Annotated in this window: 12 protein-coding genes; 5 read left to right on the plus strand and 7 right to left on the minus strand. The window is 67.0% G+C overall.

Going from position 1 to position 15825, the window contains the following annotated elements; all coding sequences use genetic code 11:
- Positions 1 to 308 precede the first annotated feature (308 nt).
- Both groL and groES read right to left on the minus strand, forming a co-directional pair.
- Positions 309 to 1952, minus strand: coding sequence for a chaperonin GroEL (gene groL, locus BFL28_RS14275; RefSeq protein ID WP_069321227.1), 1644 nt, complete (start codon positions 1950 to 1952; stop codon positions 309 to 311).
- A 55-nt stretch (positions 1953 to 2007) separates the two neighbouring features.
- A complete protein-coding gene (gene groES / locus BFL28_RS14280; RefSeq protein WP_069321228.1) occupies positions 2008 to 2295 on the minus strand; it encodes a co-chaperone GroES in 288 nt (95 codons plus the stop codon).
- A gap of 297 nt (positions 2296 to 2592) precedes the next feature.
- On the opposite strand from groES, the gene BFL28_RS14285 reads away from it, so the two are divergent.
- From BFL28_RS14285 to BFL28_RS14305, 5 genes are all read left to right on the plus strand, one after another.
- The gene (locus BFL28_RS14285) at positions 2593 to 3537 is read left to right on the plus strand and encodes a hypothetical protein (RefSeq protein WP_069321229.1); all 945 of its coding nucleotides are present in this window, start codon (positions 2593 to 2595) and stop codon (positions 3535 to 3537) included.
- Between the two features lie 68 nt (positions 3538 to 3605).
- Complete coding sequence (locus BFL28_RS14290) at positions 3606 to 5189, plus strand: ShlB/FhaC/HecB family hemolysin secretion/activation protein (protein ID WP_069321230.1); 1584 nt, start codon at positions 3606 to 3608, stop codon at positions 5187 to 5189.
- A gap of 116 nt (positions 5190 to 5305) precedes the next feature.
- Complete coding sequence (sppA, locus tag BFL28_RS14295) at positions 5306 to 7201, plus strand: signal peptide peptidase SppA (RefSeq protein WP_069321231.1); 1896 nt, start codon at positions 5306 to 5308, stop codon at positions 7199 to 7201.
- Entirely contained in the window at positions 7198 to 7761 is a 564-nt protein-coding gene (locus BFL28_RS14300; protein WP_069321232.1) for a GNAT family N-acetyltransferase, read from the plus strand. Before sppA ends, BFL28_RS14300 begins: the two co-directional genes overlap by 4 nt.
- A 74-nt stretch (positions 7762 to 7835) precedes the next feature.
- Entirely contained in the window at positions 7836 to 8225 is a 390-nt protein-coding gene (locus tag BFL28_RS14305) for a hypothetical protein (protein WP_069321233.1), read from the plus strand.
- On the opposite strand, the gene BFL28_RS14310 is transcribed toward BFL28_RS14305, so the two are convergent.
- The 5 genes from BFL28_RS14310 to BFL28_RS14330 all read right to left on the minus strand — a co-directional run bounded on the left by BFL28_RS14310 (position 8222) and on the right by BFL28_RS14330 (position 15763).
- On the minus strand, positions 8222 to 8866 hold the full coding sequence (locus BFL28_RS14310) for a trimeric intracellular cation channel family protein (protein WP_069321234.1): 645 nt from the start codon (positions 8864 to 8866) through the stop codon (positions 8222 to 8224). The two genes, BFL28_RS14305 and BFL28_RS14310, sit on opposite strands and share 4 nt — an antisense overlap.
- Positions 8867 to 8940: 74 nt before the next feature.
- The gene (locus BFL28_RS14315; protein ID WP_069321235.1) at positions 8941 to 9969 is read right to left on the minus strand and encodes a CAP domain-containing protein; all 1029 of its coding nucleotides are present in this window, start codon (positions 9967 to 9969) and stop codon (positions 8941 to 8943) included.
- 140 nt (positions 9970 to 10109) lie between these two features.
- Positions 10110 to 11504 carry a dihydrolipoyl dehydrogenase gene (gene lpdA / locus BFL28_RS14320; RefSeq protein WP_069321236.1) on the minus strand — a complete coding sequence of 465 codons (1395 nt, stop codon included), beginning with the start codon at positions 11502 to 11504 and terminating at the stop codon, positions 10110 to 10112.
- Between the two features lie 43 nt (positions 11505 to 11547).
- Positions 11548 to 12777, minus strand: coding sequence for a 2-oxoglutarate dehydrogenase complex dihydrolipoyllysine-residue succinyltransferase (gene odhB, locus BFL28_RS14325; RefSeq protein WP_069321237.1), 1230 nt, complete (start codon positions 12775 to 12777; stop codon positions 11548 to 11550).
- Between the two features lie 25 nt (positions 12778 to 12802).
- Entirely contained in the window at positions 12803 to 15763 is a 2961-nt protein-coding gene (locus tag BFL28_RS14330) for a 2-oxoglutarate dehydrogenase E1 component (protein ID WP_069321238.1), read from the minus strand.
- Positions 15764 to 15825: the final 62 nt, after the last annotated feature.

A 15825-nucleotide genomic window follows, 5' to 3' on the forward strand; every position in this document is an offset into this window, starting at 1 on the left:
GGCGTTCGCCGCCGAACTTGAACAGCAACGGGCGGGGTTAACCCCGCCCGTTGCTTCACCTGCGCTCATGCGCGACAACACCGGTCGGTCTCTGGTTGCCGCTGGATGAAAGGCGGGGGTCACGTCATGCGGTATCCTTCTCCCTCTGGAGAAGGTTTGAGCGGCAGGCACAGAAAAGGGCCGGCGGATTGCTCCGTCGGCCCTTCGCTCTTGGTCCAGCCGTTGAGGGCTGGGTCGTTTGGATCCGGTCCCGGCAAAGCCGGGACTCGTCGGACGGGTTCGCGGAGCGACCCGCAGGCCGTTCTCGATCAGAAATCCATGCCGCCCATGCCGCCCATGCCGCCGCCGCCCATCGGCATTGCCGGCTTGTCTTCCGGCAGCTCGCTCACCGCCGCTTCGGTGGTGATGAGCAGTGCTGCGACCGAAGCTGCGTTCTGCAGCGCGGTGCGGACGACCTTGGTCGGGTCGATCACGCCGGCCGAAACCAGGTTCTCGTAGGTGTCGGTTGCAGCGTTGAAGCCGAACGACGTGTCGGTCTGGTCGAGCAGCTTGCCCGAGACGACCGCGCCGTCATGGCCCGCGTTGCTGGCGATCTGACGCACGAGGGCGGTCAGCGCGCGGCGGACGATGTCCACACCGCGGGTCTGGTCCTCGTTCGCGCCTTCCGCGCCGTCGAGCGCCTTGGTCGCATAGAGCAGCGCCGTGCCGCCGCCGGGGACGATGCCTTCTTCGACGGCTGCGCGGGTTGCGTGCAGCGCGTCGTCGACGCGGTCCTTGCGCTCCTTCACTTCGACTTCCGAAGCGCCGCCGACCTTGATCACGGCCACGCCGCCAGCGAGCTTGGCGAGACGCTCCTGGAGCTTCTCACGGTCGTAATCGCTGGTGGTGACTTCGATCTGCTGACGGATCGCGTCGGTGCGGCCCTTGATCGCATCGGCTTCACCGGCACCATCGACGATGGTGGTGTTGTCCTTGTCGATCGTGACGCGCTTGGCGGTGCCGAGCATGCCGAGGGTAACGCTCTCGAGCTTGATGCCGAGGTCTTCGCTGATGACTTCGCCCTTGGTCAGGATCGCGATGTCTTCCAGCATCGCCTTGCGGCGATCACCGAAGCCCGGTGCCTTGACCGCTGCAACCTTGAGGCCGCCGCGCAGCTTGTTGACCACCAGGGTCGCCAGCGCTTCGCCTTCGATATCCTCGGCGATGATGAGCAGCGGACGGCCCGACTGCACAACCGCCTCGAGGATCGGCAGCATCGCCTGGAGCGACGACAGCTTCTTCTCGTGGATCAGGATGTACGGGTCGTTCAGTTCGACCTGCATCTTTTCCGGGTTGGTGATGAAGTAGGGCGAGAGGTAGCCGCGGTCGAACTGCATGCCTTCGACGACGTCGAGCTCGAATTCGAGACCCTTCGCCTCTTCGACGGTGATCACGCCTTCCTTGCCGACCTTTTCCATGGCTTCGGCGATCTTCTCACCGACTTCGCGGTCGCCATTGGCCGAGATGATGCCGACCTGAGCGATCTCGCTCGAGCCCGAAACCGGCTTCGAGCGCGACTGCAGGTCTGCAACGACCTTGGTCACGGCGAGGTCGATACCGCGCTTCAGATCCATCGGGTTCATGCCGGCCGCGACCGACTTCATGCCCTCGCGAACGATCGCCTGAGCGAGCACGGTCGCGGTGGTGGTGCCGTCACCGGCGACATCGTTGGTCTTCGAGGCCACTTCGCGCACCATCTGGGCGCCCATGTTCTCGAACTTGTCCTTGAGTTCGATTTCCTTGGCGACCGACACACCGTCCTTGGTGATGCGGGGCGCGCCGAAGCTCTTGTCGATCACGACGTTGCGGCCCTTCGGGCCCAGCGTGACCTTTACCGCGTCGGCCAGGATGTCGACACCCTTGAGAATGCGTTCGCGTGCGTCGCGGCCGAATTTTACGTCCTTGGCTGCCATGTGGCTACCCTTTCAGTTTCTAGTTGAGTGGAAGTTCAGTCGGACTGGGGTGGCGTTAGCCAACGATCCCGAGGATGTCCGATTCCTTCATGATCAGCAGATCTTCGCCGTTGACCTTGACCTCGGTGCCCGACCACTTGCCGAACAGGATGCGGTCGCCAGCCTTGACGTCGAGCGGGATGCGATCGCCGTCTTCGTCACGGGTGCCTTCGCCGACGGCGACGACTTCGCCTTCCTGCGGCTTTTCCTGGGCGGTGTCGGGAATGATGATGCCGCCAGCGGTCTTGGCTTCGGCCTCGACGCGGCGAACGAGCACGCGGTCGTGCAGCGGACGAAAGTTCATGGAGCTCTCCTGAACGTGGTTGAATAGCGTTGTTGGCACTCACCCCCGGCGAGTGCCAGCAGCCGGCATATGGAACCGCGCGGCCGCTTCGTCAACGGTTCGGCGGCGTCGGTCGCGAAAGATTGTGGCGGCGCCGTTCGCTCCGGATCAGCACCAGTTCGGATGCAGTTTCCGCAAGTAAAGTCCGAGTAAACCCTTAGTTAACCTTCATTGTTGGAAGGTCAAAGGAACCCTTTGCGCAAAAACACCTTTTCGGAAGGTCGATGTATGGAAGTATCGACCGACAGGAGATGGGTGATGAACAAGAAGACGGCGGGAATGCCGGCGCTGGTGTTCGCCTCTGCGGCGTCCCTGCTGCTGGCGGCGTGTGAAAGTTCGGGAAACTATCGGGTCGGCTGGGTCGGCGATACGCCGCCGCCCGGCGGCGGTACGGCCAGTTCCAGCGGTGGCGACGGATCGTCCGGCGGCACGGCGAGCAGTTCGGGCGGCACCGGCAGCAGCGGTGGCGCATCGTCCAGCTCGGGCGGTGGCACGACGAGCAGCAGCGGCGGTACCGGTGGCGGCGCGACCGGCCAGGTCGGCAACCTGATTGTCACGGCGGGCAATACTGTCATCGGCGTGGCCGGCACATCCGATGCGGTGGTGCGCGGCGGCGTGCTGCCGACCGCAGGTGTGGTGACCGGCACCGTCACCGGCATTCTGACCCGGACCGGGCAGACGCTGGTGAAACTCGGCGAAGGCACCGGCGGCAATGGCGGCGCCCTGATCCTGGACGGCGTGGGTGGCCGGCTTGGCGCGCTGGTCGGCATCGACCTGGGCGCGGGCCAGGTGATCGCCGCGCCCGCAGGTTCCAAGTCGCTGATCGGCGTCAACGTGCTCGCCAAGAACCCGCAGACCGGGCAGCTCGCCACGGTAAGCGCGCTGCAGGGCGGCAAGGTGCTGTCGGTCGATGTCAATGGCGCCACCGGCGGCCTGCTGGGCAGGGACACCGGACTGCTGGGCAATGTCGGCAAGGCCGTGACCGGCGTGACCGGCGGACTGACCGGCGGCGCGCTGAATGGCGGGGCTGCCGGCGGCGTCACGACCGGGCTGCTGGGCGGCGTGACTGGCGGCGTCAGCGGCGGGGTCGCGACCCCGGCTCCGCAAGCGCCCACGACCGGCGTGGTCGGCGGGACGGTCAAGACCGTGGGCGGCGTGGTCAATGGCGTGACCGGTGGCCTGCTGGGCCAGAAGAACAAGTAAAGCTCCCCCCGCGTGCGTGCGCCAGCGTATCGGCGCACGCACGCCCCCCAATAATCGAGGAAGGCGAGATGATGCTGGCGGCCATGATGGCGCTGGCCGTCGGGGCGACCCCGCAGGCTGGCGACCGGCTGATCGACCGCAATCGGATCGATCGGCCGCGCACCCCCGCGCCGCAAGTGAAGGCGCAGCCCTCGCCGGACAAGGCGCGCGTCGCGGCCGAGGGCACCGGAAGGCCGATCCGTGGTGTCCAGTTCGTCGGGGCGCAGGCTCCCGGACGCGTGGCGCGCGCGGCCCAAGCGTTTCTGGGCAAGCCGATGAACGGGGCGGTGCTGGCGGAGCTCGCCGGCACGCTCTCCCGCGCATATGGCAAGAGCGACGTGGCGCTGTATACCATCGCCATCCCCGAACAGGATTTCGCGGGCGACGTGGTCAAGATCCTGCTGACCGAGGGCCGGATCGCGCGTGTCGAACTGAAGGCGCCGCGCGGCAAGCACCGCCAGCTGGCGGCGCGGGCCGGCCCGCTCACCGCCGAAACGCCGCTGAGCAAGGGGACGTTCGAGCGGCAGATCACGCTGATGCGCGCGATCCCCGGGATGACGGTGCAGACCGACTTCACCGATCCGCAAGCGAATGGCGCGCTGACGCTGACGCTCACGCCCAAGCAGCGGCGGCGCAAGGTGACGGCGGGGTTCAGCAACCGCGGCGTCGAACTGACCGGCGACGGGCAATTCGATCTGAACGCCGAATTCTATGGTCTTGGCTTTGACGGGGACCAGCTGACGCTGTCGGCATCCGCGGCCAGCGACCTCGAGCGCTATCGCTATGCCGCCGCGAGCTATCAGATGCCGGTGGGCGCGAGCGGGCTGACCTTTGCCGGCAACGCGGCGTATCTGGAGACGCGGCCGCGGCGCAACCCGGTGCGCGGCAAGGCGAAGCTGGCCGGCGCGACGCTGACCTATCCGCTGATCCGCAGCTTCAACCGCGCGGCGGACGTGATGATCGGGTTCGACGGCATCAACAGCGACAATGCCGTGCTGGGCAACCTGATCGCGACCGAGCGGACCCGCGCGCTGCGCGTGGCGGCGGGGATCACCGACAGCCGCGAGAAGCGGTCGTGGAGCGTGAGTGCCGCCGCGTCGCAGGGGCTGGACGTGCTGGGGGCGGGGACGATCGAGCCGCTGGCGAGCAAGCGTTTTCGCAAGGTGAGCGGCGCGGCGAGCGTGGCGCAGGCGGTGGGCAAGCGGCTGACGCTGCGCGTCAATCTGCTGGGGCAGCTGAGCGAGGACCGGCTGCCTGCGGCCGAACGGTTCAGCGTCGGCGGCGAAACGCTGGGTCGGGCATTCGACACCGCCTTCCTGACCGCCGATCGCGGTGCGGGCGCGCTGGGCGAGGTCGCGGTGCGGCCGCTGAAGGGCGGGGCACTGGCGGCAAGCGAACTCTATGTCTTTGCCGACCGGGCGTGGATCGGGGTGAACCCGCGCGGGATCGATCCGCGCATCGACCTGTCGATGGCTTCGGCCGGACTGGGCACGCGCTTCAAGTTCAAGGACAAGGCCGAGCTGGGGCTGGAGGCGGCGACCGCGATCGATGACCCGTATCCGGGCTATGAACAGGACTGGCGGGTGTCGGTGAACTGGCGGCTGAGCCTCTAGGTCCGCCCTGTCGCGGGAGATGACCTGTATTGCTTCCTTAATACAGCCCCGCTATTCGCTTGCCCCAAAGCCGCGTGCGTGCGTGAAGTGACGGCGGGCAATCGGAGATCGATCAAGTGAAACTGGTACGCGGCGCCTGGAAGCTGCTGGTGGGGATCAAGGACGCGCTGGTCCTGTTGTTCATGCTGTGCTTCTTCGGCGCGCTGTTCGCGATCCTGTCTGCGCGACCCAATGCGGGGGCGGTCACCGACGGGGCGCTGCTGTTGAAGCTGGACGGGACGCTGGTCGAGCAGGCTTCGCCCGCCGATCCGCTCGCGGCGTTCGGCGGGGGCACGCCGATCAAGGAATTTCAGACGCGCGACATCGTGCGGGCGCTCGATGCGGCCAGGAGCGATGCGCGAGTGAAGGCGGTGGTGCTCGACCTCGACCGCTTTATGGGCGGATACCCGGTCGCGGTCGCGGAAGTGGCCGAGGCGGTGCAGCGCGTGCGCGACGCCAAGAAGCCGGTGCTGGCCTATGCCACCGCCTACACCGACAGCAGCTATCGTATCGCTGCGGGTGCGAGCGAGATCTGGGTCAACCCGTTTGGCGGCACGCTGTTTTCCGGGCCGGGCGGGTCGCGGCTCTATTACAAGGGGCTGATCGACAAGCTGGGCGTTACCGCGCACGTCTATAAGGTCGGCAAGTTCAAGTCGGCGGTCGAACCCTATATCCTGACGCAGCAGTCGCCCGAGGCCCGGCAAGCGAACGAGGCGCTGTACGGCGCGATTTGGGGCCAGTGGCAGGAGGGCGTGAAGAAGGCGCGGCCCAAGGCGCAGATCGACCCGTTCATCAACCAGCCCGAGGCGGTGGTGACCGCAGCGGGTGGCGACATCTCGCTGGCGAACGAGCGGATGGGCCTGGTTGACAAGCGCGGCGACCGCGTGGCGTTCGGCAAGCGCGTCGCGCAGATCGCTGGCGCCGACACGCGCAAGCCGTCGGGCAATTTCAAGTCGATCAAGCTGACCAACTGGCTGGAAGCCAATCCGGCAAAGACGCCGGGCGACGCGATCGGCGTGATCACCATCGCGGGCGAAATCGTCGACGGCAAGGGCGGCGCGGGGACGGCGGGTGGCGACACGGTGTCGGAGCTGCTGCTGAAGGGCCTGGCCGAGAAGAAGCTGAAGGCACTGGTCGTGCGAGTCGATTCGCCGGGCGGATCGGTGCTGGCGTCCGAGCAGATGCGCCAGGCGATCCTGCAGGCCAAGGCGCAGAAGCTGCCCATCGTGGTGTCGATGGCGGGGCTGGCGGCGAGCGGCGGATACTGGGTCTCGATGCCGGCCGATGTGATCTTTGCCGAGCCGAACACCATCACCGGGTCGATCGGCATCTTTGGCCTGATCCCGACGTTCGAGAACACGCTGGCCAAGATCGGCGTGACGAGCGATGGGGTGCGCACCACGCCGCTGACCGGGCAGCCGGACCTGTATGCCGGCACCAACGCAACGACCGACGCGATCCTGCAGGCCGGCGTCGAGAATGGCTATCGCCGCTTCATCAACCTGGTCGCGCAATCGCGCAAGCTGACCCCGCAGCGAGTCGACGAAATCGGCCAGGGCCGGGTGTGGGACGGCGGCACGGCGCGCCAGCTGGGGCTGGTCGATCGCTTTGGCGGGATCGACGATGCGGTGGCCGAGGCGGCGAAGCGCGCCAAGCTGGACCCCGCAAAGGTGCACGCGCTGTACCTGACCAAGCAGCCGAGCTTCCTGCAGACGCTGTTCGCCGGTCTGGCATCGGGCGGCGATGAAGAGGAGTCCGAGCCCGAGAGCGGCGGCGACGTGTTCGCGCGGATCGCGGGCGACCGGCGTGCGGTGTTCGCCCAGGCACTGGGCGATGTGCGGCGGATGGCGCAGGGGTCGTCGATGCAGGCGCGCTGCCTGGAATGCGGCGCGTTCGGGCCGTCGGCGGCGACGATGCGCGCGGACGCCAGGCTGATGGACGTGGTGCTGGCGAAGCTGGGGTTCGGGCTTTGAGTCCGATCCAGCTGCGCCCCGCCGAGCCGGGTGACGCCGCCGCGATCGCGGCGATCTATGCCCCCTATGTGTTGACCGGGACGGTGAGTTTCGAGTTCGATCCGCCCGACGCGCGCCAGATGCGCAGCCGGATGGAAGCATCGGGCGGGCTGTACCCCTGGATCGTCGCGACGAACGCGGAAGGGAAGGGGGTGCTTGGCTATGCCTATGCCACCAAGTTCCGCGAGCGAGCGGCCTATCGCTATGTCGTCGAAACGTCGGTCTATGTCGCGGGCGCGCTGCAGGGGCAGGGCGTCGGGCGGCTGTTGTACGAGGCGCTGATCGACACGCTGCGCGCGCAGGGCTTTACGCAGGCAATCGGCGTCATTTCGCTGCCCAATGAAAATTCGATCCGCGCGCACGAGCAGGTCGGCTTTCGCCGCGCCGGGCAATTGCGCGAGATCGGGTTCAAGGAAGGGCGCTGGGTCGATATCGGCCTGTGGCAATGCGTGCTGAACGAGAGCTCGGTGCCGCCGGTCGAACCCAGGCCGTTCAGCGATGTGGGGATTGTGCGGGACTGAGCCGCGTCCGCCTTGCGAAGGCGCGAAGACCGACGTTCAACCATTCGTCAGCAACTGTTCGCTAGATTCTGCGCATGATCACGCGCGAGGCCCGGCAGGAAATCGAGATCGACCGCGAGCGCAAGCTGGTGGTCGTCACGGTCACCGGCTATTTCTCGGTCGAGGCGGCGCATCGCGCCACGATGGAAACGCGCATTGCGATCCAGTCGCTGGGCGCCGGGGTCGGACAGCATCTGACGTTGTACGACCTGAGCGCCGCCGCGCCGGCCGCGGCCGACACGGCGGATCTGATCCGCATGGGCTTTGCCAACCCGGTCTATCGCAAGCTGTGGGCGCGCAAGGTGGCGTTCTGCACGCCATCGTCGCTGCTGCGGCGGCAGGTGGAGCGGATCCGCGAGGTGCGCGACGATATCGGGGTGTTCGACACGCGAGCGGCGGCGCTGGCCTGGCTGACGGCCGACTAGCGCATGCCGCGATAGGCCGGCAGCTTGATCGACCAGGCAATGGCCGCGGCGCGCAGCGAGAAGCCGGCAGCGGCGGCGACCAGCGCGGCAAGCAGCATGGGCAGGCCGATCAGCACCAGCGCCACATGGAGCAGCGCGGCGAGCGCGGCGGCGGTGACGTAGAGTTCGGGCCGCATCAGGATCGACGGCTCGCCCGCCAGCATGTCGCGGATGATGCCGCCCGAGCAGGCGGTAATCACGCCCATCAGCATCGCGGCGATCGGCGGGATGCCGAAGGTCAGCGCCTTGGCCGCGCCGAACACGGCATAGGCGGCGAGGCCCAGCGCATCGAGCCAGTCGAGCGCCCGGCCGTTCCACCAGCGTTGCGGAGTGACCCAGATCAGCGCAGCGACGCAGAGGCAAAGGCCCGAGACGAACGGATGATGCACCCACCATACCGGCGCGCCGATCAGCAAGTCGCGGATCGTGCCGCCGCCCACTCCCGTCACCAGTGCGAAGAACGCCGCGGTCACCAGCGTCTGCCCGCGCGCGGTGGCGGCGAGCGCGCCGGACGCTGCGAACACCGCGATCCCCAGCAGGTCGAGCCAGGGCAGGAATGTTCCCAGTTGCGGGCCGAGATCGGGGAGCGAGGCGGAGGTCATGCCGCCTCTGTCCCACCGCTGCCGATGCGGATCAACCCACGCGTTGCCTGTGCGGCGACGTGCAAGGGGACACGTCAGGGAATGATGCGGAAATCGTAGCTGTAACTGGTCTGGGGCGCATTGCGGACCCCGGCGATCGTCACGGTGTAGCTGGTGTTGGCGGCAAGGCCACTGACGCGCCACTGGATGTTGTTGGCGAGGCCATAGCCGTCATTGTCGCGTGTGACGTCGGTCACGGTCAGGGCGGCACCGGCAGGGCTGCGCACGCTGACGGTCGCCGCGCCGAAATCGACATTTCGGTCTGCGCCATTGTTGGTGCCGCTCGGCACGACCGAGAAGGAGAGATAGTCGGTCAGCGCGAAGTAGCGGATTGGGTAATCGCCCTGTGGAAAGCCGACATAGGCCGGCACGCTGGCGCTGGCCGGTACGCCGCCGGCAAAGCTGAACACGCGCATCGATGCTGCGGTGGCGCGCCGGCCGTTCGGCAGCGTGACCGAGACGCGGCCATAGCTGGTCTTGCCCAGGAAGGGGTGGAGGATCCAGCGGCGATGGCCGAGCGCGGCGGTGCCGCCTTCGCGCAGCCAGCCGGCGAGCAGGTCGTCCTCGCTGTCGAACGGCAGGCCGGTGCCCCACCCGCCGATCAGGTTGCTGGCCCCGGCCCCGGTCGCGCCGCCCGGCGTATAGCATTGCCACGTGGTCGGCGGGGTGTGGCTGAGTGTCTGGGCGACCGCCATCATCAGCGAGGATTCCTGTTCCTGCCCGTCTTCGGCGGTCGAATAGGTGACCGGCGCAAGGCTATGGCGGGCGCGGATCGCATTGAGATCGGCGGGGAAGCGGTCCTTGACCGCCTGTTTGAGGGGTTCCGCGCGGCACGAGCCGACATCGGGCTGAACGTCGTAATAGCCCGCGACGGTGCTCCAGCTGGTCGGCAGCGGCGAGGCGGACGGGCCGGGCGAGGGCGTGCCACTCGGCGAGGCGGAGGGTGAGGGGCTGGGTGCGACGACCGTCCCGCCGGTCGCGCCGCCGCTCGACCCGCCGCCGCCGCCACAGCCGGTGAGGACGAGCGTGCTGGCCGCGGCGAAAAGCAAATGGGTCGAGCGCATGGCGACCGCTTAAGGGCGAATGCTGCCTTAACCGGAAATGACGATGGTTAAGCGGCGCTCAACCATTCGACGAGCTGCGCCAGGGTGAAGCCGTGACGTGGGGCGGCGCTGGTCGCGCCGCTCGCCGGTCTGCCATCAGGTCAGACGTGGATCGGCTTGCCCGTCACGGCCATCGCCGCTTCCTTGATCGCCTCGCTGTGCGTGGGATGGGCGTGGCAGGTATAGGCGATGTCCTCGCTGGTCGCGCCGAACTCCATCGCCTGCGTCGCCTGCGCGATCATCGTGCCGGCAACGCTGGTGATGATCCACACGCCCAGCACGCGGTCGGTCTTGGCGTCGGCGATGATCTTCACGAAGCCGTCCGGCTCGTGATTGGTCTTGGCGCGGCTGTTGCCGGCCATCGGGAACTTGCCGACCTTGACCTCGCCCTTTTCCTTAGCCGCTTCCTCGGTGAGGCCGACGCCGGCGATTTCGGGCATGGTGTAGACGACGCTGGGGATAAGGTCGTGGTTCACGATTCCCGTGAGGCCGGCGATGTTCTCGGCCACCGCGATGCCTTCATCCTCGGCCTTGTGCGCCAGCATCGGACCGGGAATGACGTCGCCGATCGCCCAGATGCCGGACACGCTGGTGGCGAAATCGTGGTCGGTTTCGATCTGGCCGCGGTTGTTGAGCGACAGGCCGGCGGCTTCGAGGTTGAGGCCGCTGGTGTTGGGACGGCGGCCGATCGCGACGAGGACGTTGTCGGCCTCGATCGTCTCAGCTTCGCCACCCTTTGCGGGTTCGACGGTCACGGTTGCCTTGCCGCCATTGACCGCGACGCCGGTGACCTTGGTGCCGGTCTTGAACTCGATGCCCTGTTTCTTGAAAAGCTTGGCGGATTCCTTGCGCACGTCGCCATCGAAGCCGGGAAGGATCTGGTCGAGGAACTCGACGACCGTGACCTTCGCGCCGACGCGGCGCCACACGCTGCCGAGCTCCAGGCCGATCACACCGCCGCCGATGACGACGAGGTGGCCGGGGACCTTGGCGAGTTCGAGTGCGCCGGTGGAGTCCACCACGACCTGCTGGTCGATCTCGACGCCAGGCAGGGGCGTGACGGACGAGCCGGTGGCGATAACGATGTTCTTGGCGCGGACTTCGCGGTCACCGACCTTCACCGAATCCTTGCCGGTGAACGCGGCATAGCCCTTGAGCCATTCGACCTTGTTCTTCTTGAACAGGAATTCGATGCCGCCGGTCAGGCCCTTCACCGCGTCCTTGCGCTGGGCGTGCATCGCGTCGAGGTCGAGCTCGACCGAGCCGAGTTTCACGCCGAGCTTGGCGAGCGCGCCGCCGGCGGCCTCCTCGAACAGCTCGGACGCGTGAAGCAGCGCCTTGGACGGGATGCAGCCGACGTTGAGGCAGGTGCCGCCCAGCGTCTCACGCCCTTCGGCGCAAGCGACCTTAAGGCCCAGCTGCGCCGCACGGATCGCCGCGACATAGCCGCCGGGGCCGGCACCGATCACGAGGACGTCGAAGTCGTATTCAGCCATTTTCTACTCCGTTCGCCCTCATGTGGGGACGCGGTGTTTAATCTTACAGGTCGATCAGCAGGCGAGTCGGATCCTCGATCGCGTTCTTGAGCGCGACGAGGAAGGTGACTGCTTCGCGGCCGTCGATCAGGCGATGGTCGTAGCTGAGCGCGAGATACATCATTGGACGCACCACGACCTGGCCGTCGCGGACGACCGGGCGATCCTCGATGCGGTGGAGGCCCAGCACCGCCGACTGCGGCGGGTTGATGATCGGGGTCGACATGAGCGATCCGAACACGCCGCCGTTCGAGATGGTGAAGGTGCCGCCCTTCATCTCTTCCATCTTCAGCGTGCCGTCCTTGGCGCGCTTGCCGAAGTCGCCGATCGTCTTTTCGACCTGCGCGACGCTCATCTGGTCGGCGTCGCGGATGACCGGCACGACCAGGCCCTGCGGCGCGGAGACCGCGACCGAGATGTCGGCATAGTCGTGATAGACGATCTCATCGCCGTCGATCTGCGCGTTGACGGCGGGGATGTCCTTGAGCGCCATGCACGCGGCCTTCACGAAGAAGCCCATGAAGCCGAGGCGAACGCCGTGCTTCTTCTCGAACAGGTCTTTGTACTTGGTCCGCGCTTCGATCACCGCCGTCATGTCGACGTCGTTGAAGGTGGTGAGCAGGGCTGCGGTGTTCTGCGCGTCCTTGAGGCGGCGGGCGACCGTCTGGCGCAGGCGCGTCATGCGCACGCGCTCTTCCTTGCGGCCGCCAGCCGATGCCGGTGCGGCGGTGGGGGCAGGGGCGGCAGCGGCCGGTGCGGGCGCGCTGGTCTTGGCCGAAGCGGCGGCGACGACATCGTCCTTGGTGATGCGGCCGTCCTTGCCGGTGCCCTGGATGGTCGAGGGGTCGACGCCATGTTCCAGCACCGCGCGGCGAACCGAGGGGCTGAGCGCGGCGGCTTCGGCGGCGGGCTCAGGCGCGGGTGCAGCGGGTGCCTGCTGCGCCGGTGCGGCGGGGGCGGGTGCAGCAGCGGCGGGAGCCGCAGCGGCGGCGCCGTCGCCGGCATCGACCGTGCCGATCATCGCGCCGACATTGACTGTGTCGCCGACCGCGACGGCATGCGCGCCCATGACGCCGGCGACGGGAGCGCCGACCTCGACCGACACCTTGTCGGTTTCGAGGCTGACGACGGGCTCATCGGCCTCGACGCGGTCGCCCGGCTGCTTAAGCCATTCACCCACCGTCGCTTCGGTGATCGATTCGCCCAGCACGGGGACGAGGATTTCGGTTGCCATCGTTCAGTCCTTCCTGGGGGCAAGCTTAAGACGCGGCCTTGCCGGCGGTCTTGGGGTCTTCGGTGTTGCGCGCGCGGCGGATTTCCTCGCGCACATTATGGCCGAGCGCGTCGGCGATGAGCGCGCCCTGTTCGGCCTGGTGACGCTTCATCAGGCCGGTGGCGGGCGAGGCCGAGGCGGCGCGGCCGGCATAGCGCGGCCGCTGCGGCTTGATCCCCGCTTCGACCATGCAGCCTTCGATATAGGGTTCGACGAAGAACCAGTAACCGTTGTTCTTCGGCTCTTCCTGCGCCCACACCACTTCCTCGACATTGGTCATGCGCGCCAGGCGCTTGACCAGCGGTTCGCCGGGGAACGGATAGAGCTGTTCGATGCGGACGATCGCGGTGTTCTTGTCACCCGCCGCATCGCGCGCCTCGATCAGGTCGTAGGCGACCTTGCCGGTGCACAGGACCAGGCGCTTGACGTCCTGATCCGCCGGTGCCGAGGGGTCCGAGAGGATGCGCATGAAATGCGTGTCGCCCAGGAAATCCTCGGTCCGGCTGACCGCCAGCTTGTGGCGCAGCAGCGACTTGGGCGTCATCACGATCAGGGGTTTGCGGAAATTGCGATGCATCTGCCGGCGCAGCAGGTGGAAGAAGTTGGCCGGCGTGGTCACGTTCGCGACCTGCATGTTGTCGCCCGCGCACAATTGCAGGAAGCGCTCGGGCCGTGCCGAGCTGTGCTCGGGACCCTGACCCTCATAGCCGTGCGGCAGCAGCATCACGAGGCCGTTGGCGCGAAGCCACTTGGATTCGCCCGACGCGATGAACTGATCGATCATGATCTGCGCGCCGTTGACGAAGTCGCCGAACTGCGCCTCCCACAGCACCAGCGCCTTGGGATCGGCAAGCGCATAGCCGTACTCGAAGCCGAGCACGCCATATTCGCTCAAGGGCGAATCCAGCACCTCGAACCGCCCGTGCGGGATCTCGTTCAGCGGCACGTACTTGCGCTCGTCGGTCTGGTCGACCCACACCGCATGACGCTGGCTGAACGTGCCGCGGCCCGAATCCTGGCCGGAGAGACGCACGCCATAACCTTCGGACAGGAGCGAGCCGAACGCCAGCGCTTCGCCGGTCGCCCAGTCGAAATTCTGGCCCGACTTGAACATGTTCGCCTTGGCATCCAGCACGCGCAGCAGCGTCTTGTGCGGGGTCAATCCTTCGGGAACGGTCGTCAGCGTGCGGCCGAGACTGTCGAACAGCTTCTTGTCGATGCCAGTTTCGATGTTGCGGCGCGCGGCCTCGCCCTCGGTCGGGGCGGACAGACCGCTCCAGCGGCCGCCGAACCAGTCAGCCTTGTTGGCCTTGTAGGTCGCGCCGGCGGCGAACTCGTCCTCAAGATGCGCGGTGAAGTCGGCGATGTGTTTGCCGGCGAATTCGCCGTCGATCACGCCCTCGCCCTGCAGCCTTTTGGCATAGAGGTCGGCGACGCCGGGATGGCCCTTGATCTTCGCATACATCAGCGGCTGGGTGAACGAGGGCTCGTCGCCTTCGTTATGGCCGAAGCGGCGATAGCACCACATGTCGATGACGACGTCGCGCTTGAACTTCTGGCGATATTCGATCGCCATCTTGCAGGCAAAGGTGACGGCTTCGGGATCGTCGCCGTTGACGTGGAAGATCGGCGCCATGACGCCCTTGGCCACGTCGGACGGATAAGGCGACGAGCGCGCGAATTGCGGGCTGGTCGTGAAGCCGATCTGGTTGTTGATGATGAAGTGGATGCACCCGCCGGTATTGTAGCCGCGGATGCCCGAGAAGCCGAGGCATTCCCACACGATGCCTTGCCCTGCGAACGCGGCGTCGCCGTGCAGCAGCACGGGCAGGACCTGCGTATGCTCTTCCAGGTCGTTGCGGTTGGTCTGCTGCGCGCGGACCTTGCCCAGCACGACCGGGTCGGCCGCTTCGAGGTGCGAAGGGTTGGCGACGAGCGACATATGGACGCTGACGCCATCGAACTCGCGGTCCGTGCTGGTGCCGAGGTGATATTTCACGTCGCCCGAGCCGCCGATATCGTCGGGGTTGGCCGAGCCGCCGGCAAATTCGTGGAAGATCACCTTATAGGGCTTGGCCATCACGTTCGCGAGCATGTTGAGCCGGCCGCGATGGGCCATGCCGTACACGATCTCGCGCACGCCCTGCGCGCCGCCATATTTGATGATCGCTTCCATCGCCGGGATCATCGATTCACCGCCATCCAGGCCGAAGCGCTTCGTGCCGACATATTTGCGGGCGCAGAACTTCTCCCACTGCTCCGCCTCGATCACCTTGGACAGGATCGCCTTCTTGCCCTCGGCCGTGAACTCGATCGCCTTGCCCTGGCCCTCGATGCGATCCTGAAGGAACTTGCGTTCCTCGACGTCGGAGATGTGCATGTATTCGAGGCCGATCTTGCCGCAATAATTGCGGCGCAGGATCGCGACGATCTCACGAATGCTTGCCTTATCTAGGCCGAGCGTGCCGCCGAGGTAAATCGGACGATCGAGATCGGCGGCGGTGAAGCCGTGATATTCCGGCGTCAGGTCGGCGGGGATGTCCTGCCGCGCAAGGCCAAGCGGATCGAGATCGGCAGCCAGATGCCCGCGCACGCGATAGGTGCGTATGAGCAGCATCGCACGGATCGAATCGTTCGCGGCGGCCGCGATGTCGGCGGTCGAAGCGGTGGGCTTCGCAGCCGGGGCGGCGCCACCCTTGGCGGGCTTGGGCGCGGGCTCCATCTGCGTCGGATCGAGCGCGGCGGTGAGCGCGTCGGTATCCTTAATCGGCCAGGCGGGGTTGGCCCAGCTGGGACCGCTCACCGCACCTTCGAGACCGTCGAACCATTCGCGCCAGCCGGGTTCGACGGCCGACGGATCGGCCTTCCACTTGGCGTAGAGCGTCTCGACGAATGCGGGGCTGACGCCACCGGCAATTTCCGCGAAATCCAGGCCTTCGATGCCCATCGTCTCTTCCTTTTTCCCCTCTCCCACCGGGAGAGGGAGGGGCCCATCGCGCCAGCGATGGG

The organism is Sphingomonas turrisvirgatae (genome assembly GCF_001721295.1).
Lineage (GTDB): Bacteria > Pseudomonadota > Alphaproteobacteria > Sphingomonadales > Sphingomonadaceae > Sphingomonas > Sphingomonas turrisvirgatae.

Excerpts from the sequence above, each read along its gene's own strand:
- BFL28_RS14285 (WP_069321229.1), top strand. The coding sequence starts at position 2,593 with ATGAACAAGAAGACGGCGGGAATGCCGGCGCTGGTGTTCGCCTCTGCG.
- BFL28_RS14310 (WP_069321234.1), bottom strand. The coding sequence starts at position 8,866 with ATGACCTCCGCCTCGCTCCCCGATCTCGGCCCGCAACTGGGAACATTC.
- lpdA (WP_069321236.1), bottom strand. The coding sequence starts at position 11,504 with ATGGCTGAATACGACTTCGACGTCCTCGTGATCGGTGCCGGCCCCGGC.
- odhB (WP_069321237.1), bottom strand. The coding sequence starts at position 12,777 with ATGGCAACCGAAATCCTCGTCCCCGTGCTGGGCGAATCGATCACCGAA.
- groL (WP_069321227.1), bottom strand. The coding sequence starts at position 1,952 with ATGGCAGCCAAGGACGTAAAATTCGGCCGCGACGCACGCGAACGCATT.
- groES (WP_069321228.1), bottom strand. The coding sequence starts at position 2,295 with ATGAACTTTCGTCCGCTGCACGACCGCGTGCTCGTTCGCCGCGTCGAG.
- BFL28_RS14290 (WP_069321230.1), top strand. The coding sequence starts at position 3,606 with ATGATGCTGGCGGCCATGATGGCGCTGGCCGTCGGGGCGACCCCGCAG.
- BFL28_RS14315 (WP_069321235.1), bottom strand. The coding sequence starts at position 9,969 with ATGCGCTCGACCCATTTGCTTTTCGCCGCGGCCAGCACGCTCGTCCTC.
- BFL28_RS14305 (WP_069321233.1), top strand. The coding sequence starts at position 7,836 with ATGATCACGCGCGAGGCCCGGCAGGAAATCGAGATCGACCGCGAGCGC.
- BFL28_RS14330 (WP_069321238.1), bottom strand. The coding sequence starts at position 15,763 with ATGGGCATCGAAGGCCTGGATTTCGCGGAAATTGCCGGTGGCGTCAGC.